Origin of the sequence: Streptomyces sp. NPDC001351 (genome assembly GCF_042896045.1) — a bacterium.
Classification (GTDB): Bacteria; Actinomycetota; Actinomycetes; order Streptomycetales; family Streptomycetaceae; genus Streptomyces.
On sequence record NZ_JBIAWS010000005.1, the window covers coordinates 102,142 to 124,216 of the forward strand.

The following is a 22,075-nucleotide window of genomic DNA, read 5'->3' on the forward strand; positions in this document are numbered from 1 at the left end:
TGGCTCACAGCTGGCCGACATCCGTGACGCGGACGATCGCACGGCCCTCGCTGTCGGAGGCCGCGAGGTCGACCTCCGCACTGATGCCCCAGTCATGATCGCCGTTCGGGTCGGCGAAGATCTGGCGAACGCGCCACAGACCGTGCTCCGGCTCCTCCTCGATGAGCAGCAGCTTGGGGCCGCGGGCGTCCGGGCCGGTGCCCAGGTCGTCGTACTCGTCCCAGTACTTGTCCATCGCCTCGCCCCATGCGTCGGCGTCCCAGCCGGAGTCGGCGTCCATCTCGCCCAGTTCCTCGACCTGGTCGAGAGCGGCGAGTTCGACGCGGCGGAACATGGCGTTGCGGACCAGGACCCGGAAGGCGCGGGCGTTGGAGGTGACGGGCTTGACCTCGTCGGCCTTCTCCTGGGCCTCCTCGGCGGTCATCTCCTCCGGGTTGGCGAGCTGTTCCCACTCGTCCAGCAGACTGGAGTCGACCTGGCGGACCATCTCGCCGAGCCACTCGATGAGGTCCTGCAGGTCCTCGGACTTGAGATCGTCGGGGATGTTGTGGTCGAGGGCCTTGTAGGCGCTGGCGAGGTAGCGCAGCACGATGCCCTCGGTGCGGGCGAGCTCGTAGAAGGACACCAACTCCGTGAAGGACATGGCCCGTTCGTACATGTCCCGGATGACCGACTTCGGCGACAGCGGATGGTCGCCCACCCAGGGGTGGCTCTTGCGGTAGGTGTTGTAGGCGTGGAAGAGCAGCTCCTCCAGGGGCTTGGGGTAGCTGATGTCCTGGAGGCGCTCCATGCGCTCCTCGTACTCGACGCCGTCCGCCTTCATAGCGGCCACGGCCTCGCCCCTGGCCTTGTTCTGCTGGGCGACGAGGATCTGCCGTGGATCGTCCAGCGTCGACTCGACGACGGACACCATGTCCAGGGCGTAGGACGGCGACTCGGGTTCGAGGAGTTCGAACGCGGCGAGCGCGAACGTGGACAGCGGCTGGTTGAGCGCGAAGTCCTGCTGCAGGTCCACGGTGAGGCGGACGATGCGGCCGGTGGCGTCCGGCTCGTCGAGCTTTTCGACGATGCCGCCGTCCAGCAGCGAGCGGTAGATGGCGATCGCACGGCGGATGTGCCGCAGCTGCTGCTTGCGCGGCTCGTGGTTGTCCTCCAGCAGATGCCGCATCGCCTCGAAGGCGTTGCCCGGACGGGCGATCACCGACAGCAGCATCGTGTGCGTCACCCGGAAGCGGGAGGTCAGCGGCTCCGGATCGGAGGCGATGAGCTTCTCGAAGGTGTTCTCCGTCCAGCCGACGAAGCCCTCAGGAGCCTTCTTGCGGACGACCTTGCGGCGCTTCTTCGGGTCGTCGCCCGCCTTGGCGAGCGCCTTCTCGTTCTCCACGACATGCTCGGGGGCCTGGGCGACGACAAAGCCCGCCGTGTCGAAACCGGCCCGCCCGGCACGGCCGGCGATCTGGTGGAACTCACGAGCCCGCAGCGTGCGCACGCGGTTGCCGTCGTACTTGGTGAGCGCCGTGAACAGCACCGTGCGGATGGGCACGTTGACGCCCACGCCGAGCGTGTCCGTACCGCAGATCACCTTCAGCAGACCGGCCTGTGCGAGCTTCTCCACCAGGCGCCGGTACTTGGGCAGCATGCCGGCGTGGTGGACACCGATTCCGTGCCGCACGTACCGGGAGAGGTTGCGGCCGAACTTGGTGGTGAAGCGGAAGTTGCCGATCAGCTCGGCGATCTGGTCCTTCTCCTCCCGCGTGGACATGTTGATGCTCATCAGGGCCTGCGCCCGCTCCACGGCCTGCGCCTGTGTGAAGTGCACGATGTAGACCGGGGCCTGCCGGGTCTCCAGCAGCTCGGTCAGCGTCTCCGTGAGCGGGGTGAGCCGGTATTCGTAGGACAGCGGGACCGGACGGGTCGCCGAGCGGACCACCGACGTGGGGCGGCCGGTGCGCCGGGTGAGGTCCTTCTCGAACATCGAGACGTCGCCGAGCGTGGCCGACATCAGGACGAACTGCGCCTGCGGCAGCTCCAGGATCGGGATCTGCCAGGCCCAGCCGCGGTCCCCCTCCGCATAGAAGTGGAACTCGTCCATGACGACCTGGCCGACGTCAGCGTCCTTGCCGTCACGCAGCGCGATCGAGGCGAGGACCTCAGCCGTGCAGCAGATGACGGGTGCGTCCGAGTTGACGGACGCGTCGCCGGTGAGCATACCGACGTTCTCGGTGCCGAAGATCTTGCACAGTTCGAAGAACTTCTCCGAGACGAGCGCCTTGATCGGAGCAGTGTAGAACGTGACCTCGTCCCGGGCCAGGGCGGCGAAGTGCGCACCCGCGGCGATCATGCTCTTGCCGGAGCCGGTGGGCGTCGAAACGATCACGTTCGCACCGGAGACCACCTCGATCAGCGCCTCCTCCTGGTGGGGATAGAGGGTGAGACCTCGCTCCTGGGCCCACGACTCGAAGGCTTCGTAGAGGGCGTCGGGGTCGGCGGTCGGCGGCAGCTGATCGATGAGGGTCACGCACCCATCTTGCCTGGCGTCCTCCCCCATAGGGGAATCGGTTGCCGGCTGGAAGATCACGACCAGTACGCTGTGTCGCCGACGGAGCGTCAGCGCACCCGGTCAACTGGACAGCGGCACAAGAGGAATGGGGCGGGGAACGGCCATGATGGGACCAGCACACTCACTGTCGGGCGCCGCCGCCTGGCTCGGCGTCGGTGCGGCGGCCGCGGCGGCCGGGCACCCGATGCCCTGGCCGGTCATCCTGGTCGGCGCTCTGATCTGCGCCGGAGCCGCTCTGGCCCCGGACCTGGACCACAAGGCGGCCACCATCTCCAGGGCTTTCGGCCCCCTCTCGCACGGGCTGTGCGAGATCGTCGACAAGCTCTCCTACGCCGTCTACAAGGCGACGAGGAAGCAGGGCGACCCGCGCCGCTCCGGCGGCCACCGCACCCTCACCCACACCTGGCTGTGGGCTGTCCTGATCGGTGCGGGTACGTCGGTCGCCGCCATCACCGGTGGCCGCTGGGCGGTGCTCGCCATCCTCTTCGTCCATATCGTGCTGGCCATCGAGGGCCTGTTGTGGCGGGCGACCCGGGGTTCCAGCGCCGACGTCCTGGTGTGGCTGCTGGCCGCGACCAGCGCCTGGATTCTCGCCGGCATCCTGGACAAGCCGGGCAACGGCTCGGACTGGCTGTTCACCCAGCCCGGCCAGCAGTACCTGTGGCTGGGGCTGCCGATCGTGCTGGGCGCGATAGTCCACGACATCGGGGACGCGCTGACGGTGTCCGGCTGCCCGATCCTGTGGCCGATACCGGTGGGTCGCAAGCGCTGGTACCCCATCGGCCCGCCGAAGGTCATGCGCTTCCGGGCCGGCAGCTGGGTCGAGCTCAAGGTGCTGATGCCGGTGTTCATGCTGCTGGGCGGGGTGGGCTGCGCGGCCGCGCTGAACTTCATCTGAGGAAACCGGCCCGCAGGAGTGGGGCGCGCCCGCCGTGGCCCCACTTCCCCAAGCGCTGGGAGTCAGTCCCTCCACTGCTGCGCGGGGGAGACACCCGGCAGCGGCCTGCCGATCACGGCGAGCGGGATGAAGAAGCAGACTTGGCCGATCGCGATGGTGAGGGTGGTGAGCGCCGTCTCGTCATAGTGCTTGGCCGCCTCGGCATACAGGTCGTCGGAGACCCGCTCACCGTGCGGATTCGGCGTGAGAACCGCCTCCACCAGCGCCAGCGCAACCCGCTCGGCGTCGGTGAAACAGGGAGCGTCCGTCCAGGTCGCCACACCCGTGATCCGCTCCTCGGACTCGCCGGCCCTGCGCAGGTTGCCGCTGTGCATCACGGTCAGATAGGTGTTGCCGACCAGCTGGCCGGCGCGCAGCTGCACCAGGCTGATGGTGCTCTGCGGAACCGAGCCGTTGCCGGTGGCCTTGAACAGCGCCCCGGCGACCGGACCGAACTCGGGGACGAGCTTGACCGGATTGGACAGACGCGGCTGCGTGGTCATGACGTTTCCTTCCGGAATCTTCGGGATGCTTCCGTCGCACTGACGGATCCCGAAGGGCGGATGTGACCGCCCGGCGTCATGGATGTCCGCGTGGACTGAATGTCCGCGCAGACTTCAGGCGTCCTTCCCGCCGCCGTAGCGCCGCTCGAACTGGGCGATGCGCCCCTCCGTGTCCACGGTCCGTGCCTTGCCGGTGTAGAACGGGTGGCTCTCGGAGGAGATCTCCACATCCACCACCGGATACGTCTCGCCGTCGTCCCACTCGATGGTCTGGTCGCTGGTCGCGGTGGACCGGGTGAGGAATGCGTAGCCCGCGGCGCGGTCGCGGAAGACGACCTGGTGGTAGTCGGGGTGCTTGTCCTGCTGCATACGGTGCTCCTTGGCTGGTCGGCGGCTGGTCAGCCGGACTGGGCGTCCTCGTCGACGATGTGCATGGCCGCCTCCTCGGCGGAGGCCGCCGCGCCGTCGATGCCGACGTCCCGCGCGACCAGGGCGCTCTCCTCGTCCTCGTGCGCGCCCTCGTCCGGTGCCACGAGACGGCCGGAGCGGACGGCGCCGACCTCGTTGTCCAGGAGTTCGCCGTCGGTGCCCTCGCAGTCGCCGATGCCGTCGGTGTCGGGCATCACGAGGTCCGGCAGTTCCTCGGCGAGCCGCTGGTCCAGGGTCTCCCCGTGCTGCCGCTCCGCCGCCGTCACATCGGGGCGCTCCACCGCCCATGGTCGGTCCGGAGGGGACCAGCCCCGGTCGAGGGGGTCGTCGACGCCGTCGTCGACCAGGGTGTCCTCCACGTCGAGCAGCCCGGAGTCCTCCTGGATCTCGGATCCGTCGGGCTGGTAGACGTCGTCTCCCCATCCGTCGGCGCTGTTCACGGGTACCTCCAGGTGGTGGGGACGGGCCCGTTGCTCACCGCGCGGGGCGTCGGCGCGCCATGACGCGGAGCACAGGCTGCGCCCGGGAGGAACCATCGGTCCCAGGGCGCTCCCCGAGCCGGTGCCGTTATCCAGCCTTCCACCCCTTTTCGGGACTGCGCAACGGCACGGCAGCAGGAGGTACGCGGCGCAGGGGGAAGCGGCCCCGTGGGCATCTCCCTGTGCCGTGGGGCGGGGCCGATGTCAGCCGCGCAGCACGGCCGACGACCAGACGTGGCCGTCGTCCGTCACCAGATCGACGCGGTCGATGGCGCGAGCCGATCCGTAGGCGATCCAGGTGGCCCGGCCGGAGGGCGGCATCCACCACTGGCCGGCGTCGCGGGTGGAGCCGTCCTTGAGGAGGAGCCGGCAGGTGTAGTGGGTGCCGGGCCGGCCGGCCGTGATCTGCATGACCATGACGTGCTCGCTCCCGGCCCGGCTTGGTTCGACCGTGCCCACCCGCGCCCCCGAGCCGGTGAGCAGCAGCCCCCCGTGGTCGCTCGCGGTCACCTGGGCCGGGGCCGACTCGTGGTGCAGGAGCGCGGTGCCGGCCGTGCCCAGGCACAGACCTGCCGCGGCGGCCGCGGCGAGCAGCAGTGGGGTGCGGCGGCGCCGGCGGGCGGGGGAGGGGCGGCGCAGTGCCAGGCGGTCGAGGACCCGGGCGTCGAAGCCGGGCGGGGCCGCGACCGCGGGAGCCGCGGGCAGCACCGCGTCGACGGCCGCAGACAGGTCGTCGTAGGTGGTGCGGCAGGTGGCGCAGACGGTGAGATGGCGCAGCAGCTGCGCCGGTGCGCCGGGGAGGGTGCCGAGGGCCAGGGCGGTCAGTTCGTCCTCGTCAGGGTGCTCCATCGCGGCTTCCCTCCTTCAGCACGTCGCGCAGCCTGCGCAGGCCGGTGCGGATGCGGGTCTTGGCCGTGCCCAGGGGGATGTGCTCGTGCCGGCCCACCTCGGCGGCGGTGCAGCCGCCGAGCACGGCGAGCGCGACCGCCCGGGCCTGCTCGACCGGCAGGGCCCGCAGTCGGTCGAGGGCACGCTCGCTCTCCAGGGCGATCAGGGCCAGCCGTTCCGTGTCGGCGGAGTCGTTCTCGGCCCGCAGGGTCACATCCAGGAGCCGTTCCAGGGTCTCGGCCAGGACAGGGGTGGAGCGCCGTGCCCGCACGGCGTCGATCGCGGCGTTGCGGGTGATGGTCAGCAGCCAGGTGAGCGCCGAGCCCCGCCGGGGGTCGTAGTTGCCCGCGGCCCGCCAGGCCCGTACGAACACCTCCTGGCTCACGTCCTCGGCGAGGACCCGGTCACGGGTCACCGACAGCGCCAGCCCGTGGACCGCGTCCTGGAAGCGGCGCACGAAGGCGACCGCCGCCTGCTCGTCGCCCAGCGCGAATCCGGCGACGAGCGCGGCGTCGTCGACCCGGTCGGCACGCGGGAACAGCTCCACGTTCAAATGTACGCACGCAAGCGCCGAAAGGATTGACCGCAATCCATCCCAATCCGCCCGCATCGCTCACCCGTACAACCTCTGTCAGAAGGGACGGAGAGACACAAGGGACGGAGAGACATGAGGCGAAGCAGGATCACCGTGGCGGGGATCGCACTCGCGGGTCTGGCGCTCGCCGGCTGCGGCGGCGGGGGCACCGGCGTCCACAGCGCCCGCCCGACAGCGGCCACCAAGGACACCTCGGCCATCAAGGCGAGCCACTCACCGGTCGGCGACATCCTCGTCGACGGCAGCGGGCGCACGCTGTACCTGTTCACCGAGGACGGCAAGAACACGAACTCGATGAACTGTGACGCCACCTGCATGAAGCTGTGGCCGCACATGGAGGGCAAGCCGCACGCGGGCGCGGGAGTCGAAGCGACCCTCATCGGCCGTACGAAGGGGTCGGGGAAGCCCCAGGTCACCTACGCCGGGCACCCGTTGTACTACTACGCCAAGGACCGGAAGGCCGGCGATCTCAAGGGTCAGGGCATCGACAAGATCTGGTACGTCCTGAACGCCAAGGGCACCGCTGTGAAGAAGGCGGTCCCGGCGTCGAACGGCAGCGGTGGTGGTGGATATGGGTACTGACCCGGTCGGGGCCGCCGCGCGGCAGCCACCGACCGGGCCGGGAACGCTCACCCGTGCCAGGACCGCCACAGCGCCGCGTACGCCCCCTGCGCCGCGACCAGCTCGTCGTGGCTGCCGAGCTCGCTGATGCGGCCGTTCTCGACGACGGCGATCATGTCCGCGTCGTGTGCGGTGTGCAGCCGGTGGGCGATGGCGACCACCGTGCGGCCGTCGAGAACGCGGGCGAGGGAGCGTTCGAGGTGGCGTGCCGCACGGGGGTCGAGGAGGGAGGTCGCCTCGTCCAGGACCAGCGTGTGTGGGTCCGCCAGCACCAGCCGGGCCAGCGCGATCTGCTGGGCCTGGGCCGGGGTGAGAGCCAGTCCGCCCGAGCCGACCTCCGTGTCCAGACCGTCGTCCAGCGCACGCGCCCACCCCTCGGCGTCGACCGCGCCCAGGGCCGCCCACAGCTCGGCGTCCCCTGCGCTCGTCCGGGCCAGCAGGAGGTTGTCGCGCAGGGAGCCCACGAAGACGTGGTGCTCCTGGTTGACGAGGGCCACATGGGAGCGGACGCGTTCGGCCGGCATCCGGGACAGCTCGGCGCCGCCGAGGGTGATGCGACCCTCCCGCGGTGCGTAGATGCCGGCGAGGAGCCTGCCCAGCGTGGACTTGCCCGCCCCCGAGGGGCCGACCAGCGCCAGCCGGGTGCCGGGCGCCACCTGGAGGGACACCTTGCGCAGCACGTCCACGCCCTCGCGGTAGCCGAAGTGCACCCGGTCCGCGTGCACGTCGCGCCCGTCCGGCGCCAGTGAGTCCTCACCGGCGTCGGGCTCGATGTCCCGCACACCGACCAGCCGGGCCAGCGACACCTGGGCCACCTGCAGCTCGTCGTACCAGCGCAGGATCAGGTTCACCGGGTCGACGAGCATCTGCGCGATCAGCGCGCCCGTCGTCAGCTGGCCCACCCCGATCCAGCCCTGCAGGACGAACACGCCGCCGATCATCAGCACCGAGGCGAGCACGGTCACATGGGTGAGGTTGATGACGGGGAAGAGCACGGACCGTAGCCAGAGCGTGTAGCTCTCCCAAGCGGTCCATTCCTTCACACGGCGCTCGGACAGTTCGATCCGGCGCTCGCCGAGGCGGTGGGCCTCCACGGTGCGCCCGGCGTCGACCGTCTCCGCGAGAGCGGCGGCAACGGCGGCGTACCCGGCGGCCTCCGAGCGGTAGCCGGACGGCGCCCGCTTGAAGTACCAGCGGCAGCCGGCCACCAGCAGCGGCACGGCGACCAGCACGGTGGGTGCCAGCGGCGGCTCCGTCACGACGAGACCGCCGAGCAGCAGCACCGCCCACACCACGCCGATCGCCAGCTGCGGCACCGCCTCGCGCATCGCGTTGGCGAGCCGGTCGATGTCCGTCGTGATCCGGGACAGCAGGTCACCCGTGCCGGCCCGTTCCAGGACGCCCGGCGGCAGCCCGACCGACCGTACGAGGAAGTCCTCGCGCAGATCGGCCAGCATCCGCTCGCCGAGCATCGCCCCGCGCAGCCGTACCTGTCGCACGAAGACGGCCTGGACGAGCAGCGCGAGCACGAACAGCGAGACGGTGAGCGGCAGATGAAGCTCCCGTGCGCCGTCCGACACCCGCTGGACCAGGTCGCCCAGCAGCCATGGGCCCGCCATCGAGGCCAGCACGGCCGCGGTGTTGACGGTGATCAGGACCAGGAAGGCACGGCGGTGCCGGCGGAACAGCTCGGCCACATAGGAGCGTACGGTCGCGGGGGCGCCGACGGGCAGGGTGTGCGCCGTCGTCGGGGCCGCCGGGTCGTACGCCGGTGGCGCCACGCCGATCATGCTGTCTCCTCGATCTCTTCCAGTTCCTTCAGGACGTCGTCGTCTTCGAGTACGCCGCTCAGGGCGGCCTCCTCCTCGGTCTCCCGGGTCACCACGGCCCGGTAGCGGGGCTCGGTGTGCACCAGTTCGCGGTGCACGCCGACCGCGGCGACCTCGCCCTCGTGGACCAGCACGACCCGGTCGGCGTGGTCCAGGAGCAGCGGCGAGGAGGTGAACACCACCGTCGTGCGCCCCTCCCGAAGCGTGCGCACCCCCTCCGCGATCCGTGCCTCGGTGTGCGAGTCGACGGCCGAGGTCGGCTCGTCCAGGACGAGCACCTCCGGGTCCGTGATCAGCGATCGGGCCAGCGCGAGCCGCTGTCGCTGCCCGCCGGACAGCGACCGTCCGCGTTCGGTGATCCGCGTGTCCATCGGGTCCGCGGCGTCCAACGACCCCTGGGCGAGCGCCTCCAGGACGTCACCGCACTGCGCGGCCGCCAGCGCCTCCCGCGCGCCGACGTGGCCCGAAGCGGGCACGTCGAGCAGCTCGCGCAGCGAACCGGACAGCAGCACCGGGTCCTTGTCCTGGACGAGGACCGCCTCACGCGCGGTGTCCAGCGGCAGCTCGTCGAGGGGTACGCCGCCCAGCAGGACGGAGGTGCCCTGCTCTGCAGGGTGTCCGCCCAGCCGTTCGGCGAGCAGGCCCGCCGCGTCGGGGTCGCCGCACACCACGGCGGTCAGCCGGCCCGCGGGGGCGAGCAGACCGGTCGCGGGGTCGTACAGGTCCCCGGAGGGGATGTCGGCCGTGCGTGAGCCCTCGGTGTCCGTCGCCCGTTCCAGCGACAGCACCCGCGCCGCCCGTTTGGCGGAGGGCCGCGAGAAGGAGTAGGCCATGGCGATTTCTTCGAAGTGGCGCAGTGGATACGTCAGGACCATCACCGAGCTGTAGACGGTGACCAGCTCGCCGACGGTGATGCGGCCCTGGCCGGCCAGGCGCACGCCGTACCAGACGACCGCGACCATCAGCAGGCCCGGCAGCAGCACCTGGATCGCGGAGATCAGGGACCACATGCGGGCGCTGCGCACGGCCGCGTGACGGACCTCCTGGGAGGCGCGGCGGTAGCGGTCGAGGAACAGCTCCTCGCCGCCGATGCCGCGCAGCACGCGCAGTCCGGCGACGGTGTCCGAGGCCAGTTCGGTGGCCCGTCCCGCCTTCTCGCGCTGGAAGTCGGCCCGTCGGGTCGCCCGTGGCAGCAGCGGCAGCACCGCCATGGCCAGCAGGGGCAGACCCGCGGCGACGACCACGCCGAGTGCCGGCTGGTAGACGAGCAGGGCGACGCAGACCAGCACGACGGTGAGGGCCGCCGCGGTGAACCGGGAGACGGCCTCAACGAACCAGCCGATCTTCTCGACGTCACCGGTGGAGACGGCCACCACCTCGCCGGCCGCGACGCGCCGCGTCAGCGCCGAGCCCAGCACCGCGGCCTTGCGGGCGAGCAGCTGCTGGACGCGGGCGGCGGCCGTGATCCAGTTGGTGACCGCGGCCCGGTGCAGGAATGTGTCACCGAGTGCGGTGCCGAGGCCCGCCAGGGCCAACAGGGCGCCCGCGAGGGCCAGTCGGGTGCCCGAGCGTTCGACGACGGCCTGGATGGCGATGCCGACGCAGAACGGCAGCGCGGAGACCGACGCGAAGTGCAGCAGGCCCCAGGCCAGCGACTTGACCTGGCCGCCCAGTTGATTGCGGCCCAGCCACCACAGGAATCGGGGACCGGAGCGTGCGTCCGGCACACCCGGGTCGGGATACGGAAGGTCTTGAATCTGCATGACGACTGACGTCCCAGTGGCTCGTGTCAGGGGTGGGGGGAGCCGCGAACGGCGGCAGCAAACCGTGAAAGGTTCGCGTCGCAGCGTGGTCGGAGGCAAACGGTTTTCCGTGGTGCCGTACAAAATGGGCCGATGCGAAAGATCGGTGCACCGCGTGCGGCGGCCGCGGCGGCGGCCCTGGGAACCCTTTTGACGGCCTTGACCGCGTGCGGCGGCGCGCAGGGCAGCAGTGCCGCACCGACAGGGGCCGCGGGCAACACGGCCGACACGCGCGCGCGTGCCGCCGAGGCCACCCGCATCCCCGGCATCGGCGACCGCCTGAGACAGCGGATCCCCGCGAACTCCCGACAGGTCGTGGCGGTCTACGGAGCGGGCAGGGACTCGGCGGACTCCACTGTCGTGCTCTACACGAAAAGCGGATCGGCCTGGGAGCGGACCCGCAGCTGGCCGGCGCACAACGGCAAGAAGGGCTGGACCGCCGACCATCACGAGGGCGACCGGCGCAGCCCCGTCGGCGTGTTCACCCTCACCGACGCGGGCGGCGTCCTGCCCGACCCCGGCGCCCGGCTCCCCTACACGCGCGACGCGTCCTTCGCGGCCCCGCGCCGGTGGGCCGCCTCGCACTGGCACGACTTCGACTACGTCATCGCCATCGACTACAACCGCGTCAAGGGCACCGCGCCCAACGACCCGACCCGCCCCGAGGGCGATGCGAAGGGCGGCAGCATCTGGCTGCACATGGACCACGGCAGCGGTACGTCGGCCTGTGTCAGCCTGTCCAAGGCGGCGATGGAGTACCTGCTGCGCACGCTCGACCCGGACCGGCATCCCGTGGTGGTGATGGGGGACGGGGCGGACCTGAAGGCCTGGCACTTCTGACGGAGGCCTCATTGCCACAGGGTGCCAACTCCCCGTAGAACACGGGCCATGAAGAGACGGATCGTCATGTCCATGCTCGCCGGAGCGACCCTGCTGGCGAGCACCCTCCTCGGGGCGGGGCCGGCCGGCGCCGCCGACACTCCCGCCGAGTTCGGCACCGACTGGCACGACCCGGTGACAGCGGCTCCGCCCGTCGACGGACCGGCCGGCAAGTCCTGCCAAGTCACGCTCGCCGAGGCGCAGTTCAAGGACTTCACCCCCTACAGAGGAACGTACACACCACCCAAGGGCTGTGGCGACCGCTGGAGCAAGGTGGTGCTGCGCCTCGACGGCAAGGTCAAGGGGCGGCAGTTCGACCGGCTCGGCTATCTGCACGTCGGCGGGGTCGAGATCCTGCGCACCTCCACCCCCGAGCCCTCGCCCGACGGCATCGCGTGGTCCGTCGAGAAGGACGTCACGCGCTACAGCGACACCTTCCGCAGCAGCCAGGACGTCGAGATGCTCATCGGGAACGTCGTCGACGACACCTACACCGGCGTCCTCGACGTCAAGGTCACCCTCACCTTCTACCCGGGCAAACCGGCCGCGGCGCCCGCCGACAAGGTCCTCACTCTCGGCGACGGCAACACCCTCACCACCCCGCGCAACAGCGAACGCATCCTCGCCGAGGTGTACGCCACCGGATCGGGCGGCGGCTGCGAGGAGTTCTGGTACCTGGCCGTGCCCGGCAAGGCGCCGTATTCCTGCCAGGCCGACGGCGGGCCCTACCGCGAGGTGCAGATCAAGGTCGACGGCCAACTGGCCGGAATCGCCGCACCGTTCCCGCACGTGTGGACCGGGGGCTGGTCCAACCCCTTCCTCTGGTACGTCGTTCCGGCACCGCGCGCCTTCGACGTCAAGCCGATCGAATACGACCTGACACCCTTCGCGGGGCTGCTCAACGACGGCCGCCCGCACAAGGTCGACGTCTCGGTCGTGGGCGTGCCCGAGGGGCAGAGCGGCTGGAGCGCGCCGGTCGACGTGCTGGTGTGGCAGGACGCCGGGCGGGCGCACGTGCCCGGGAAGCTCACCGTGGACCGCGCGGGCAACCTCGCGAACTCCTCGACGTACACGGCTGGTTCACCGGAGCGGGTGGACACCGAGGCCGGTCACCGGCTGACCGTCTCCGGATATGTCGACACCTCGCACGGGCGCGTGACCACCACGGTCAGCCGCACGCTCGCCAACACCTCCACCCACCGGTGGACCGACGGCGAGAACACGGACGGCCTCGACGCGAAGTGGACCGACGACGAGTCGGTCACCGTCGACGGGCGCGGACCGGCCCGTATGACGCTCACCCACCGCACGTACACGATGAACGGCTCGACCACGATCGGCGACGACGCCCGGTTGCGCACCGTGCTGACGCTCGGCGACCGTGCCGCCGTCGTCGAGTCGCGCGGCGGCAGGCTGACGGGCTGGTCGCGGCTGGACGACACGGTCAGCGGCGATGCCACCTACACGACGGGCGTCCCGCGCGATCAGCGGCACGCGGTCGGCACGACGAGTGAGCGCTACCGGCTGTACGGCTCGGCGGGCTGCTACGACCGCTCCCTGACGACCGTTCAGGGGGTGCTCACGGAGGAACGGGACGGCTGCTGAGGCCAGTTGTGTGCGATGCGTCACACGGGAGGTGATTTACATGCCCGCAACACGGAGGTTGCGGGCGGGATCATCCGGGGCGTGAAAGTGATCGTCACGGAAGCCGCTTTCCGTATCGCAGAAGTCTCCCCGGCTTCTGTGAGGTTGACGTCCCCACTAGGAGTGCCCGTGCCGCCGTCCGTCCCGTCCCCGCGACGCGTCGCACGCATACTGCGTACCTCTCTGTTCGCGCAGGTCCTCTGCGCGCTCGTCCTCGGAATCGTCGTCGGGAAGCTGTGGCCCGGCTTCGCCGCGGATCTCCAGCCGCTCGGCGACGGTTTCACCCGGCTCATCAAGACGATCATCTCGCCGCTGGTGTTCTGCGTGGTCGTCGTCGGCATCGCCAAGGCCGGCGACCTCAAGGCCTTCGGCCGGATCGGGCTCAAGGCCCTGATCTGGTTCGAGGTCGCCAGCACCGCGGCGCTGATCATCGGCCTGGTCGCCGCCAACGTCGTCCAGCCCGGTTCGGGCATGCATGTCGACCCCTCCACGCTGAGCACCAAAGCGGTCGACGCGAAGACGGGCGGCGGCGCGCTGCCCTCGACGACCGAGTTCATCGTCAACGCGCTGCCCACCAGTTTCATCGGCGCCTTCGCCGAGAACTCCCTGCTGCAGGTGCTCATCCTGGCCTGTCTGGTGGGCGCCGCGCTGCTCCACCTCGGTCACACCAAGGTGCCCCAGGTGCTGCCCGCCATCGAGCAGGCCCAGGAGATCATCTTCGCGATCGTCGGCTTCGTGATGCGACTGGCCCCGATCGCGGTGTTCGGCGCGATGGCCGTCCTGATCGGCCAGTACGGGCTCGGAGTGATCGAGACCTACGCCAAGCTGATCATCCTGTGCTACGTCGCCGCGGCGCTGTTCATCGCCCTGCTCGCCGTCGCCCTGCGCATGGTCACCGGGCTGAGCCTGTGGAAGTTCCTGCGCTACATCCGCGAGGAGATGCTCCTCGCGCTCGGTACCGCGTCGACCGAGTCCGTCATGCCGCGTGTGATGCAGAAGCTGCGCAGGGCCGGTGCCCGCGACGACGCGGTGGGCCTGGTACTGCCGACCGGGTACTCCTTCAACCTCGACGGCGCCTCGCTCTACCTCTCCATCGGCACGCTGTTCATCGCCCAGGCCGTCGGCGTCGACCTCAGCCTGGGCCAGCAGATCACCGTCGTCCTGGTGCTGATGCTGACCAGCAAGGGCATGGCGGGCATCCCCGGCTCCGCCTTCCTCGCCCTGTCCGCGACCGCCTCCTCGCTGGGGGCCATTCCGGCCGGAGCGGTGGCGCTGCTGCTGGGCGTGGACCGGATCATGGACTCGATGCGGGTGGTGACGAACCTGCTCGGCAACTGCGTCGCCGTGTTCGCCGTCTCCCGCTGGGAGGGGGCGCTGGACGTGGAGCAGGCGAAGCGGGTCCTGGACGGCGGGGCCGTGGCCGAAGCGGAGGAGGCGCCGGAGGCGGCGGTACCGGTCGCCCAGTAGCTCGGGGCTTGTTGTTTCGTTGGCGGCTGCGGGTGAGTGGAGGGTTGCTAGCGCAGTTCCCCGCGCCCCAAGGGGCGCGGGGAACTGCGCTAGCAGCCACGAACCACTCGCAGCCGCCAACGCGCCGTTATGCCCCTACCCGCAGCGTCGCTCCGGCCCCCCGTCCACCAGAGTGTCCAGCAGACCGCCCAGCGCCTCACGCTGATCGTCGCTCAGCGGCGCGAGAATCTCCGCGGCGGCGGACCTGCGCGCTCCCCGCAATTCGCTCAGCGCCTTACGGCCGTCATCCGTGAGCTCGATCCGGATCACCCGGCGGTTGGTCGGATCCGGCACCCGCCGCACCTTGCCGCTCGCCTCCAGCCCGTCGACCAGGGTGGTCACCGCCCGGGGTACCACCTCGAGGCGCTCGGCCAGGTCGGCCATGCGCGGTGGTGAGCTCCAGTGCGCCAGTGTGCGCAGCAGCCGGGACTGGGCCGGGGTGACGCCCAGGCCGCACTGCTCGATGTGCCGCTTCTGGATGCGGTGCACACGGCGGGTGAACCGCAGCAGCTGCTCGGCGAGCAGGCTGTCGGAATCGGGGGTGGCCATACGGGAACAATATCAGGACCTCATTCATTGTGAGCATAGGTAACAATGAGCTAGGCTCCGCCCGTCTTCGTCACCTCACTCCCTAGGAGTCCATTGCACCCCGATCGAGAACCCCGCTGGACACCGCCGGCCGATGCCAAGGAGCAACCCCGGCAGGTGCGCCGCATCCTGAAGCTCTTCCGCCCCTACCGCGCCCGGCTCGCCGTGGTCGGCCTGCTGGTCGGCGCCGCCTCGCTGGTGTCCGTCGCCACGCCCTTCCTGCTGAAGGCGACCCTCGACGTCGCGATCCCCCAGGGCCGCACCGGCCTGCTCAGCCTGCTCGCGCTCGGCATGATCCTCAGCGCCGTCCTCAACAGCGTCTTCGGCGTGCTGCAGACGCTGATCTCCACGACGGTCGGCCAGCGCGTCATGCACGACCTGCGTACCGCCGTCTACGGCCGGCTGCAGCGGATGTCGCTCGCGTTCTTCACGCGCACCCGTACCGGCGAGGTCCAGTCCCGCATAGCCAACGACATCGGCGGCATGCAGGCCACCGTCACCTCCACCGCCACCTCCCTGGTCTCCAACCTGACCAGCGTGGTCGCCACGATCGTCGCGATGATCGCCCTCGACTGGCGCCTGACCGTCGTCTCGCTGCTGCTGCTCCCGGTCTTCGTGTGGATCAGCCGCCGCGTCGGCAGGGAACGCAAGAAGATCACCACCGAGCGCCAGAAGCAGATGGCCGCCATGGCCGCCACGGTCACCGAGTCGCTCTCCGTCAGCGGCATCCTGCTGGGCCGCACCATGGGCCGCTCCGACTCGCTGACGAAGTCCTTCGCCGAGGAGTCCGAGGAACTGGTCGACCTCGAGGTCAGGTCGAACATGTCCGGCCGCTGGCGGATGGCCGTCATCACGATCGTCATGGCCGCCATGCCGGCCGTCATCTACTGGACCGCGGGCATCGCCCTCCAGACGGGCGGCCCCGGCATCTCCATCGGCACCATCGTCGCCTTCGTCTCGCTCCAGCAGGGCCTGTTCCGCCCGGCGGTCAGCCTGCTGTCGACCGGCGTGCAGATCCAGAGCTCGCTCGCGCTCTTCCAGCGCATCTTCGAATACCTCGACCTGCCGATCGACATCACCGAGCGGGAGAACCCGGTCCACCTCGACCGGATCAAGGGCGAGGTCCGCTTCGAGGACGTCTCGTTCCGATACGACAGCAACGACAACCAGAGGGGCCCCACCCTCGACGGCATCGACGTCACCGTCCCCGCCGGCAGCAGCCTCGCCGTCGTCGGCCCCACCGGTGCGGGCAAGTCGACGCTCGGCTATCTCGTCCCGCGGCTCTACGACGTCACCGGCGGCCGCGTCACCCTCGACGGCGTCGACGTCCGCGACCTCGACTTCGACACCCTCGCACGCGCGGTCGGCGTCGTTTCCCAAGAGACGTATCTCTTCCACGCCTCGGTCGCCGAGAACCTGCGCTTCGCCAAGCCGGACGCCACCGACGAGGAACTGCACGCGGCGGCCAGGGCGGCCCAGATCCACGACCACATCGCGGCGCTGCCCGACGGGTACGACACCGTCGTCGGCGAACGCGGCCACCGCTTCTCCGGCGGCGAGAAGCAGCGCCTGGCGATAGCCCGCACCATCCTGCGCGACCCGCCCGTACTGATCCTCGACGAGGCGACCAGCGCCCTGGACAACCGCACCGAGGCGGCCGTCCAGGAGGCCATCGACGCCCTGTCGGCCAACCGCACCACGCTCACCATCGCGCACCGCCTGTCCACCGTCCGGGGCGCCGACCAGATCGTGGTCCTCGACTCCGGCCGCGTCGCCGAACGGGGCACACACGAAGAACTGCTGGATCGGGACGGGCGGTACGCGGCGCTCGTACGCCGGGATGCCCAACTGGAACCGACAGGCTGAAGATCTGTCGGGTTTATGGTGATATGCGGGTTACCGTGCCCGCATGCATCAGAACATTCCGCCACGGGGCACGATTCGACTGACGCGCCGGGGCCGACTCGTCCTCATCCTCCTCGCGACCGGAGCCGTGACGGCCGGCGCCGCCGTGGTGGTGCCGCTGCTGACCGCGCGGCACGGCGTCGAGGAGGCCAAGCCCGCCTCCCTCGTGATCCCGGAGGGCTGGCGTGCGAGCCAGGTCTACGCCGCCGTCGACAAGGCCCTCGCCCTGCCCGCCGGCAGCACCGAGAAGGCACTCCCGAAGGCCCGCCTGAAGCTGCCGACGGACGCGGCGGGCAACCCGGAGGGCTACCTCTTCCCCGCGACCTATCCCGTCACGAAGAAGACGACGCCCGAGTCGCTGCTGTCGTTCATGGTCAACACCGCCAACAAGAAGTTCAACGGCGCCCCGGTCGCGGCCGGCGCACAGCACAACGCGATGAACGTCTACCAGGCGGTCACCGTCGCCAGCATCGTGCAGGCCGAGGCCGCCTCGAAGGCCGACATGGGCAAGGTGGCGCGGGTCGTCTTCAACCGGCTCGAGCGCGGGATGCCGCTGCAGATGGACTCCACCCTCAACTACGCCCTCAAGCGCGCCACCCTGAAGACGAGCGCCGACGACACGAAGCTCGCCAGCCCCTACAACTCCTACCAGCGCATGGGCCTGCCGCCGACCCCGATCAACAACCCTGGCGAGGAGGCGATGCGCGCCGCGATCAACCCGCCCGCGGGCGACTGGCTGTACTTCGTCACGGTCAAGCCGGGCGACACCCGCTTCACCGCGGACTTCGCCGAGCACCAGCGCAATGTGGCGGAGTTCAACGCCCGGCAGAACGGCACCGCTCCACAGGCGACGCAGAGCAGCCCTGCCCCGCAGACCGTCCAGAGCAGCTCCGCTCCGCAGACCGTGCAGAACAGCCCCGCTCCGCCGGCCACGAAGTAGCCCGCGGAACCGGCCGTCAGGCGGCGACGGGCTCGGTCGGCTGCCCGGCCAGCAGTCGCCGGATGTCCCGTACGGCGGCCCGGCCAGCCCGGTTGGCGCCGATGGTGCTGGCCGAGGGTCCGTAGCCGACGAGATGGACCCGCGGATCGGTGACCGAACGCGTGCCCTCGACGCGGATCCCGCCGCCCGGCTCGCGCAGCCGCAGCGGTCGCAGATGGTCGATGGCCGCCCGGAACCCGGTGGCCCACAGGATGACGTCGGCCTGCACCCGCTGTCCGTCGTTCCACTCCACCCCGTCCGGGGTGATCCGGTCGAACATGGGCCGACGGTCGAGAACCCCGTCCGCGATGCCCTGCCGGACCGCGTCGTTCAGCGGCAGTCCGGTGACCGAGACGACACTCTTCGGCGGCAGTCCCTGCCGCACCCGCTCCTCGACGAGCGCGACGGCCGCCCGCCCCACGTCCTCGGTGAAGGGGCCCTCACGGAAGACCGGCGGCCGCCTGGTCACCCAGGTGGTGGCAGCCGCGTACGGGGCGATCTCCAGCAGATGCTGCGTACCCGAGGCACCCCCGCCCACCACGACCACCCGCTGCCCGGCGAACGCCTCGGGCCCGGGGTACTGCGCCGTGTGCAACTGCCGCCCCCGGAAGCTCTCCTGACCGGGATAGCGCGGCCAGAACGGACGGTCCCAGGTACCGGTCGCGTTGATCAGCGCCCGCGCCGACCAGTCGCCGTCCGAGGTCTCGACGAGCAACCGCCCGCCCGCGCCCTCCCGTACCGCATGCACATCGACGGGACGCCGGACCCGCAGATCGAAGGTGCGCTCGTACGAGGCGAAGTACTCGGCGATCACCTCGGACGAGGCCCGCGCCGGATCGGCGCCGGTCAGCTCCATGCCCGGCAGCGCATGCATGCCGTGCACCTTGCCGTAGGTCAGCGACGGCCACCGGAACTGCCAGGCGCCGCCCGGCCCGGGGGAGTGGTCGAGCACCACGAAGTCACGCCCCGGCTCGAAACCGGTGCGCCGCAGGTGGTAGGCGCTGGACAGACCCGCCTGCCCAGCGCCCACGACGACTACCTCGACCTCGCGCGTGTTGTTCACGTTTCCACTAACCGCATGGGTGCCGTGGATCTTCCCGCGGTGGGGCCGTGATGTGCCGACCGGGGTGAAATGCTCAGCCCTCGGACGCCCGGGCGGGCGTGGTGGAGGCCGGCAGCTTGCCGTTGTAGCGGGTGTCCACGAAGGCGCCGAAGTCGACCTTCTTCGGGATGAGCTTCAGGCCGGTGAAGGCGTCCGCGATCTGCTGCTCGGAGGCGATGAGCGGCTTGTCGACGGCGACCGAGATCCGGGTGGCGTTGGTGCGGCGCACGGAGGCCAGCGCCACCTCGTAGGGCAGACCGGTGTCCTTCGCCCAGACCTTCGCCCACTCCTCCTGGTGGCCGTAGACCCACGTCGTGGCCCGCCGCAGCCGCTCCAGATAGTCCTTGATGGCGGCGGCCTTCTTCGGGTCCTGCAGCGCGCTCGGCGCCGCCACCTGGAAGGTCAGGCCGTTCGTGACGCCCTCGCCGGTGGTGAGGACCCGGCCCTGCTTGCCCTGCAGGATCTGCGAGGTGTACGGGTCCCAGACCGCCCACGCGTCCACCTTGCCGGAGGTGAACGCGGCCAGCGCGTCGGCCGGCTGCAGATACTTGACCTTGACGTCGCTCAGGCTCAGCCCGGCCGCCTTGAGGGAGGCGACCAGCTGGTAGTTGGCGGACGAACCCTGCGCCACGGCGACCGACTTGCCCTTGAGGTCCTGGGGCTTCGACAGCTTCGAGTCGTTCGGTACGAGGATGGCGTCGCCCTTGGAGGTGCCGTGGAAGGCGGCCACGACCGTGATCTTCGAACCCGCGCCGGCGGCGAACACCGGCGGGGTGTTTCCGACGCCGCCGATGTCGACGGCCTTGGCGTTGACGGCCTCCAGCAGCGGCGGTCCGGAGGTGAAGGTGGACCACTTGATCTTGTAGTCGAGGTTCTTGAGCTCCCCTGCGGCCCGCAGGATGGCTTCGGAACCGCCCTTCTGGTCACCGACGTTGAGGGTGAGCGAGCCCTTGCCGTCGGTGCCGGTCGCCGTGCTCGCGGACGAGTTCCCGCCGCAGGCGGTGAGCAGGAGAGCGAAGGGCAGGAGCAGCGCGGCAGGGACGAGACGTCGTCGCATGGGTGGATCCGTTCTGTGCAACTGAGGTGGGGGAGGGGAGTTCAGGCGGCTTCGGCGGCGGTGTCGACGCCGAGCCGTTCCAGCAGCCCGGCGCGCAGCTCGGCGAACCGGGGGTCCGTGATGTCGCGCGGCCGGTCGAGATCGATCTCCTGCTCGTGCGCGATGACACCGTCGTCCATCACCAGGACGCGGTCGGCCAGCAGGACGGCCTCCTCGACGTCGTGCGTGACCAGCAGCACCGCGCAGCCCCGGCGCTGCCACAACTCGCCCACCAGGCGCTGCGCCTTGATGCGGGTGAGCGCGTCGAGGGCGCCGAACGGCTCGTCGAGCAGCAGCAGATCGGGCTCGCGGACCAAGGCCCGTGCGAGGGAGGCGCGCTGGGCCTCGCCGCCGGAGAGGGTCTTCGGCCAGGCGTCGGAGCGGTGGCCGAGGCCGACCTCGTCCAGGGCCTGTTCGGCGACGGCGCGTGGGGGCTTTCCAGGCAGGCCGAGCAGCACATTGCGCCACACCTTCTTCCATGGCATCAGCCGTGGCGCCTGGAAGGCGACGGCCTTGCGGCGCGGCACCAGGACGGTGCCCTCGATGTCGCGGTCGAGGCCCGCCAGGATGCGCAGCAGGGTGGACTTGCCGCAGCCGCTGCGACCGAGTAGGGCGACGAACTCGCCCGGCCGCACGTCGAGTTGAAGGTTGTCGATGACGGCACGGCCGTCGAAGGAGCGGGTCAGCCCCTCGACTCGTACCGCAGTCCGCGGGGTCACCGGCCGGTGAACGTCGGTCGCCATTGCAGCAGCAGCCTCTCGAGGGAACGGACGATGAAGTCGGCCAGCAGGCCGAGGAAGGCGTAGACGATCAGGCAGACCACGATCACGTCGGTGCGCAGGAAGTCCCGCGCCTGCACCATCAGGAAGCCGATGCCGGCGTCGGCGTTGACCTGCTCGGCGAAGACCAGCGCCAGCCACGCGATGCCGAGGGAGTAGCGCAGCCCGGTCAGCGCGCCGGGCAGCGCCCCCGGCAGCACGACGTGCCGCACGAGCCCCCAGCGGGAGAGGCCCAGGGACTCCCCGGCCTCGATCAACTGGGCGTCCACACCGCGGATTCCGGCGTACACATTGAGGTAGAGCGGGAAGGTCACACCGAGCGTGATGATGGCGACCTTCGGGGCCTCACCGATGCCGAACCAGATGATGAACAGCGGGATCAGACCCACGAACGGCACGGTTCGCAGCATCTGCACCGGCGCGTCCACGAGATCCTCGCCGATCCTGAACAGGCCCGAGACCAGCGCGAGTCCGGTTCCGATGACGGTGCCGAGGAGCAGCCCGAACGCCACGCGCTGCAGCGAGGTGCCCATGGCGGAGGCCAGCGAACCGTCGCCGATCAGATCCCCGGCGACCTGGGCGATCCGGCCGGGCGAGGCGAGGACGTCCGACGCCAACACGCCGGTGGCGCTGAGGAGTTGCCACAGGGCGAGCAACAGGAGGGGGCCTGCGGTGCGGCGCAGCCAGCGCGGGATGCGGGCGCGGCGAGAGGAGACGGGGACGATGGGGGTGAGCTCGAGGGATGCCGAGTCGCCGGAGTCGACATCGGCCCTTCTCGATGGGGATATAGAGGAAATATCAGGTTCCGAGGAGCCGGGCGGGGCATGGCTGATGCTCATGGGTGCTCCATGGGGAGGTGAGCGTCCGGTGAGGGGGGTGCGTGCCTCAGCGCCGCCGCGTCACGCGGAGCGTGCGGGTAGGGCGGAGTGCAGGCAAGGGGGGAGTGGGAAAAAG

At 70.5% G+C, this 22,075-nt stretch carries 20 protein-coding genes; 7 read left to right on the forward strand and 13 right to left on the reverse strand.

Features of this window, described 5'->3' with window-relative positions; all coding sequences use genetic code 11:
* Positions 1-4: 4 nt before the first annotated feature.
* Complete coding sequence (locus tag ACFY1U_RS19355; RefSeq protein WP_390695320.1) at positions 5-2,518, reverse strand: DUF3516 domain-containing protein; 2,514 nt, start codon at positions 2,516-2,518, stop codon at positions 5-7.
* A gap of 145 nt (positions 2,519-2,663) precedes the next feature.
* On the opposite strand from ACFY1U_RS19355, the gene ACFY1U_RS19360 reads away from it, so the two are divergent.
* The gene (locus ACFY1U_RS19360; RefSeq protein WP_390695321.1) at positions 2,664-3,458 is read left to right on the forward strand and encodes a metal-dependent hydrolase; all 795 of its coding nucleotides are present in this window, start codon (positions 2,664-2,666) and stop codon (positions 3,456-3,458) included.
* A gap of 62 nt (positions 3,459-3,520) precedes the next feature.
* Here ACFY1U_RS19360 and ACFY1U_RS19365 read toward each other — a convergent pair whose 3' ends face one another.
* From ACFY1U_RS19365 to ACFY1U_RS19385, 5 genes are all read right to left on the reverse strand, one after another.
* Positions 3,521-4,000 carry a carboxymuconolactone decarboxylase family protein gene (locus tag ACFY1U_RS19365; protein ID WP_390695322.1) on the reverse strand — a complete coding sequence of 160 codons (480 nt, stop codon included), beginning with the start codon at positions 3,998-4,000 and terminating at the stop codon, positions 3,521-3,523.
* 114 nt (positions 4,001-4,114) lie between these two features.
* Positions 4,115-4,369, reverse strand: a complete 255-nt coding sequence (locus ACFY1U_RS19370; RefSeq protein ID WP_115914243.1) for a type B 50S ribosomal protein L31 — start codon at positions 4,367-4,369, stop codon at positions 4,115-4,117.
* A 29-nt stretch (positions 4,370-4,398) separates the two neighbouring features.
* A complete protein-coding gene (locus tag ACFY1U_RS19375; RefSeq protein ID WP_390695323.1) occupies positions 4,399-4,869 on the reverse strand; it encodes a DUF5709 domain-containing protein in 471 nt (156 codons plus the stop codon).
* A gap of 243 nt (positions 4,870-5,112) precedes the next feature.
* On the reverse strand, positions 5,113-5,757 hold the full coding sequence (locus ACFY1U_RS19380) for a hypothetical protein (RefSeq protein ID WP_390695324.1): 645 nt from the start codon (positions 5,755-5,757) through the stop codon (positions 5,113-5,115).
* Positions 5,744-6,343 carry an RNA polymerase sigma factor gene (locus ACFY1U_RS19385; protein WP_390695325.1) on the reverse strand — a complete coding sequence of 200 codons (600 nt, stop codon included), beginning with the start codon at positions 6,341-6,343 and terminating at the stop codon, positions 5,744-5,746. The genes ACFY1U_RS19380 and ACFY1U_RS19385 overlap by 14 nt, the downstream gene beginning before the upstream one ends.
* A 120-nt stretch (positions 6,344-6,463) precedes the next feature.
* On the opposite strand from ACFY1U_RS19385, the gene ACFY1U_RS19390 reads away from it, so the two are divergent.
* Positions 6,464-6,973: a hypothetical protein gene (locus tag ACFY1U_RS19390; protein ID WP_390695326.1), complete on the forward strand. Its 510-nt coding sequence runs from the start codon at positions 6,464-6,466 to the stop codon at positions 6,971-6,973.
* Between the two features lie 47 nt (positions 6,974-7,020).
* On the opposite strand, the gene ACFY1U_RS19395 is transcribed toward ACFY1U_RS19390, so the two are convergent.
* Positions 7,021-8,802: an ABC transporter ATP-binding protein gene (locus tag ACFY1U_RS19395; RefSeq protein WP_390695327.1), complete on the reverse strand. Its 1,782-nt coding sequence runs from the start codon at positions 8,800-8,802 to the stop codon at positions 7,021-7,023.
* Positions 8,799-10,604, reverse strand: a complete 1,806-nt coding sequence (locus tag ACFY1U_RS19400; RefSeq protein WP_390695328.1) for an ABC transporter transmembrane domain-containing protein — start codon at positions 10,602-10,604, stop codon at positions 8,799-8,801. The genes ACFY1U_RS19395 and ACFY1U_RS19400 overlap by 4 nt, the downstream gene beginning before the upstream one ends.
* Positions 10,605-10,736: 132 nt before the next feature.
* Here ACFY1U_RS19400 and ACFY1U_RS19405 point away from each other — a divergent pair, with 132 nt between their 5' ends.
* From ACFY1U_RS19405 to ACFY1U_RS19415, 3 genes are all read left to right on the forward strand, one after another.
* On the forward strand, positions 10,737-11,483 hold the full coding sequence (locus tag ACFY1U_RS19405; protein WP_390695329.1) for a L,D-transpeptidase family protein: 747 nt from the start codon (positions 10,737-10,739) through the stop codon (positions 11,481-11,483).
* Positions 11,484-11,531: 48 nt separating this feature from the next.
* On the forward strand, positions 11,532-13,127 hold the full coding sequence (locus ACFY1U_RS19410) for a peptide-N4-asparagine amidase (RefSeq protein WP_390695330.1): 1,596 nt from the start codon (positions 11,532-11,534) through the stop codon (positions 13,125-13,127).
* Between the two features lie 168 nt (positions 13,128-13,295).
* Complete coding sequence (locus ACFY1U_RS19415; protein WP_390695331.1) at positions 13,296-14,633, forward strand: cation:dicarboxylate symporter family transporter; 1,338 nt, start codon at positions 13,296-13,298, stop codon at positions 14,631-14,633.
* A 135-nt stretch (positions 14,634-14,768) separates the two neighbouring features.
* Here ACFY1U_RS19415 and ACFY1U_RS19420 read toward each other — a convergent pair whose 3' ends face one another.
* Complete coding sequence (locus ACFY1U_RS19420) at positions 14,769-15,221, reverse strand: MarR family winged helix-turn-helix transcriptional regulator (RefSeq protein ID WP_390695332.1); 453 nt, start codon at positions 15,219-15,221, stop codon at positions 14,769-14,771.
* Between the two features lie 93 nt (positions 15,222-15,314).
* On the opposite strand from ACFY1U_RS19420, the gene ACFY1U_RS19425 reads away from it, so the two are divergent.
* Both ACFY1U_RS19425 and mltG read left to right on the forward strand, forming a co-directional pair.
* The gene (locus tag ACFY1U_RS19425) at positions 15,315-17,126 is read left to right on the forward strand and encodes an ABC transporter ATP-binding protein (RefSeq protein ID WP_390695333.1); all 1,812 of its coding nucleotides are present in this window, start codon (positions 15,315-15,317) and stop codon (positions 17,124-17,126) included.
* 43 nt (positions 17,127-17,169) lie between these two features.
* Positions 17,170-18,105 (forward strand): endolytic transglycosylase MltG, encoded by a 936-nt coding sequence (gene mltG, locus ACFY1U_RS19430; RefSeq protein ID WP_390695334.1) that lies wholly within the window; start codon positions 17,170-17,172, stop codon positions 18,103-18,105.
* 16 nt (positions 18,106-18,121) lie between these two features.
* Here the strand turns inward: mltG and ACFY1U_RS19435 are convergent, their stop codons facing one another.
* The 4 genes from ACFY1U_RS19435 to ACFY1U_RS19450 all read right to left on the reverse strand — a co-directional run bounded on the left by ACFY1U_RS19435 (position 18,122) and on the right by ACFY1U_RS19450 (position 21,960).
* Positions 18,122-19,207 carry an NAD(P)-binding domain-containing protein gene (locus tag ACFY1U_RS19435; RefSeq protein WP_390695335.1) on the reverse strand — a complete coding sequence of 362 codons (1,086 nt, stop codon included), beginning with the start codon at positions 19,205-19,207 and terminating at the stop codon, positions 18,122-18,124.
* 73 nt (positions 19,208-19,280) lie between these two features.
* Positions 19,281-20,303, reverse strand: a complete 1,023-nt coding sequence (locus ACFY1U_RS19440; RefSeq protein WP_390695336.1) for an ABC transporter substrate-binding protein — start codon at positions 20,301-20,303, stop codon at positions 19,281-19,283.
* 41 nt (positions 20,304-20,344) lie between these two features.
* Positions 20,345-21,085 carry an ABC transporter ATP-binding protein gene (locus ACFY1U_RS19445; RefSeq protein WP_390695337.1) on the reverse strand — a complete coding sequence of 247 codons (741 nt, stop codon included), beginning with the start codon at positions 21,083-21,085 and terminating at the stop codon, positions 20,345-20,347.
* Positions 21,058-21,960: an ABC transporter permease gene (locus tag ACFY1U_RS19450; protein ID WP_390695338.1), complete on the reverse strand. Its 903-nt coding sequence runs from the start codon at positions 21,958-21,960 to the stop codon at positions 21,058-21,060. Before ACFY1U_RS19450 ends, ACFY1U_RS19445 begins: the two co-directional genes overlap by 28 nt.
* Positions 21,961-22,075 lie beyond the last annotated feature (115 nt).

Coding starts and splice junctions, on each gene's coding strand:
- ACFY1U_RS19450 (WP_390695338.1), bottom strand. CDS start 21,960: ATGAGCATCAGCCATGCCCCGCCCGGCTCCTCGGAACCTGATATTTCC.
- mltG (WP_390695334.1), top strand. CDS start 17,170: ATGCATCAGAACATTCCGCCACGGGGCACGATTCGACTGACGCGCCGG.
- ACFY1U_RS19420 (WP_390695332.1), bottom strand. CDS start 15,221: ATGGCCACCCCCGATTCCGACAGCCTGCTCGCCGAGCAGCTGCTGCGG.
- ACFY1U_RS19370 (WP_115914243.1), bottom strand. CDS start 4,369: ATGCAGCAGGACAAGCACCCCGACTACCACCAGGTCGTCTTCCGCGAC.
- ACFY1U_RS19410 (WP_390695330.1), top strand. CDS start 11,532: ATGAAGAGACGGATCGTCATGTCCATGCTCGCCGGAGCGACCCTGCTG.
- ACFY1U_RS19390 (WP_390695326.1), top strand. CDS start 6,464: ATGAGGCGAAGCAGGATCACCGTGGCGGGGATCGCACTCGCGGGTCTG.
- ACFY1U_RS19445 (WP_390695337.1), bottom strand. CDS start 21,085: ATGGCGACCGACGTTCACCGGCCGGTGACCCCGCGGACTGCGGTACGA.
- ACFY1U_RS19405 (WP_390695329.1), top strand. CDS start 10,737: ATGCGAAAGATCGGTGCACCGCGTGCGGCGGCCGCGGCGGCGGCCCTG.
- ACFY1U_RS19380 (WP_390695324.1), bottom strand. CDS start 5,757: ATGGAGCACCCTGACGAGGACGAACTGACCGCCCTGGCCCTCGGCACC.
- ACFY1U_RS19440 (WP_390695336.1), bottom strand. CDS start 20,303: ATGCGACGACGTCTCGTCCCTGCCGCGCTGCTCCTGCCCTTCGCTCTC.
- ACFY1U_RS19365 (WP_390695322.1), bottom strand. CDS start 4,000: ATGACCACGCAGCCGCGTCTGTCCAATCCGGTCAAGCTCGTCCCCGAG.
- ACFY1U_RS19395 (WP_390695327.1), bottom strand. CDS start 8,802: ATGATCGGCGTGGCGCCACCGGCGTACGACCCGGCGGCCCCGACGACG.
- ACFY1U_RS19400 (WP_390695328.1), bottom strand. CDS start 10,604: ATGCAGATTCAAGACCTTCCGTATCCCGACCCGGGTGTGCCGGACGCA.
- ACFY1U_RS19360 (WP_390695321.1), top strand. CDS start 2,664: ATGATGGGACCAGCACACTCACTGTCGGGCGCCGCCGCCTGGCTCGGC.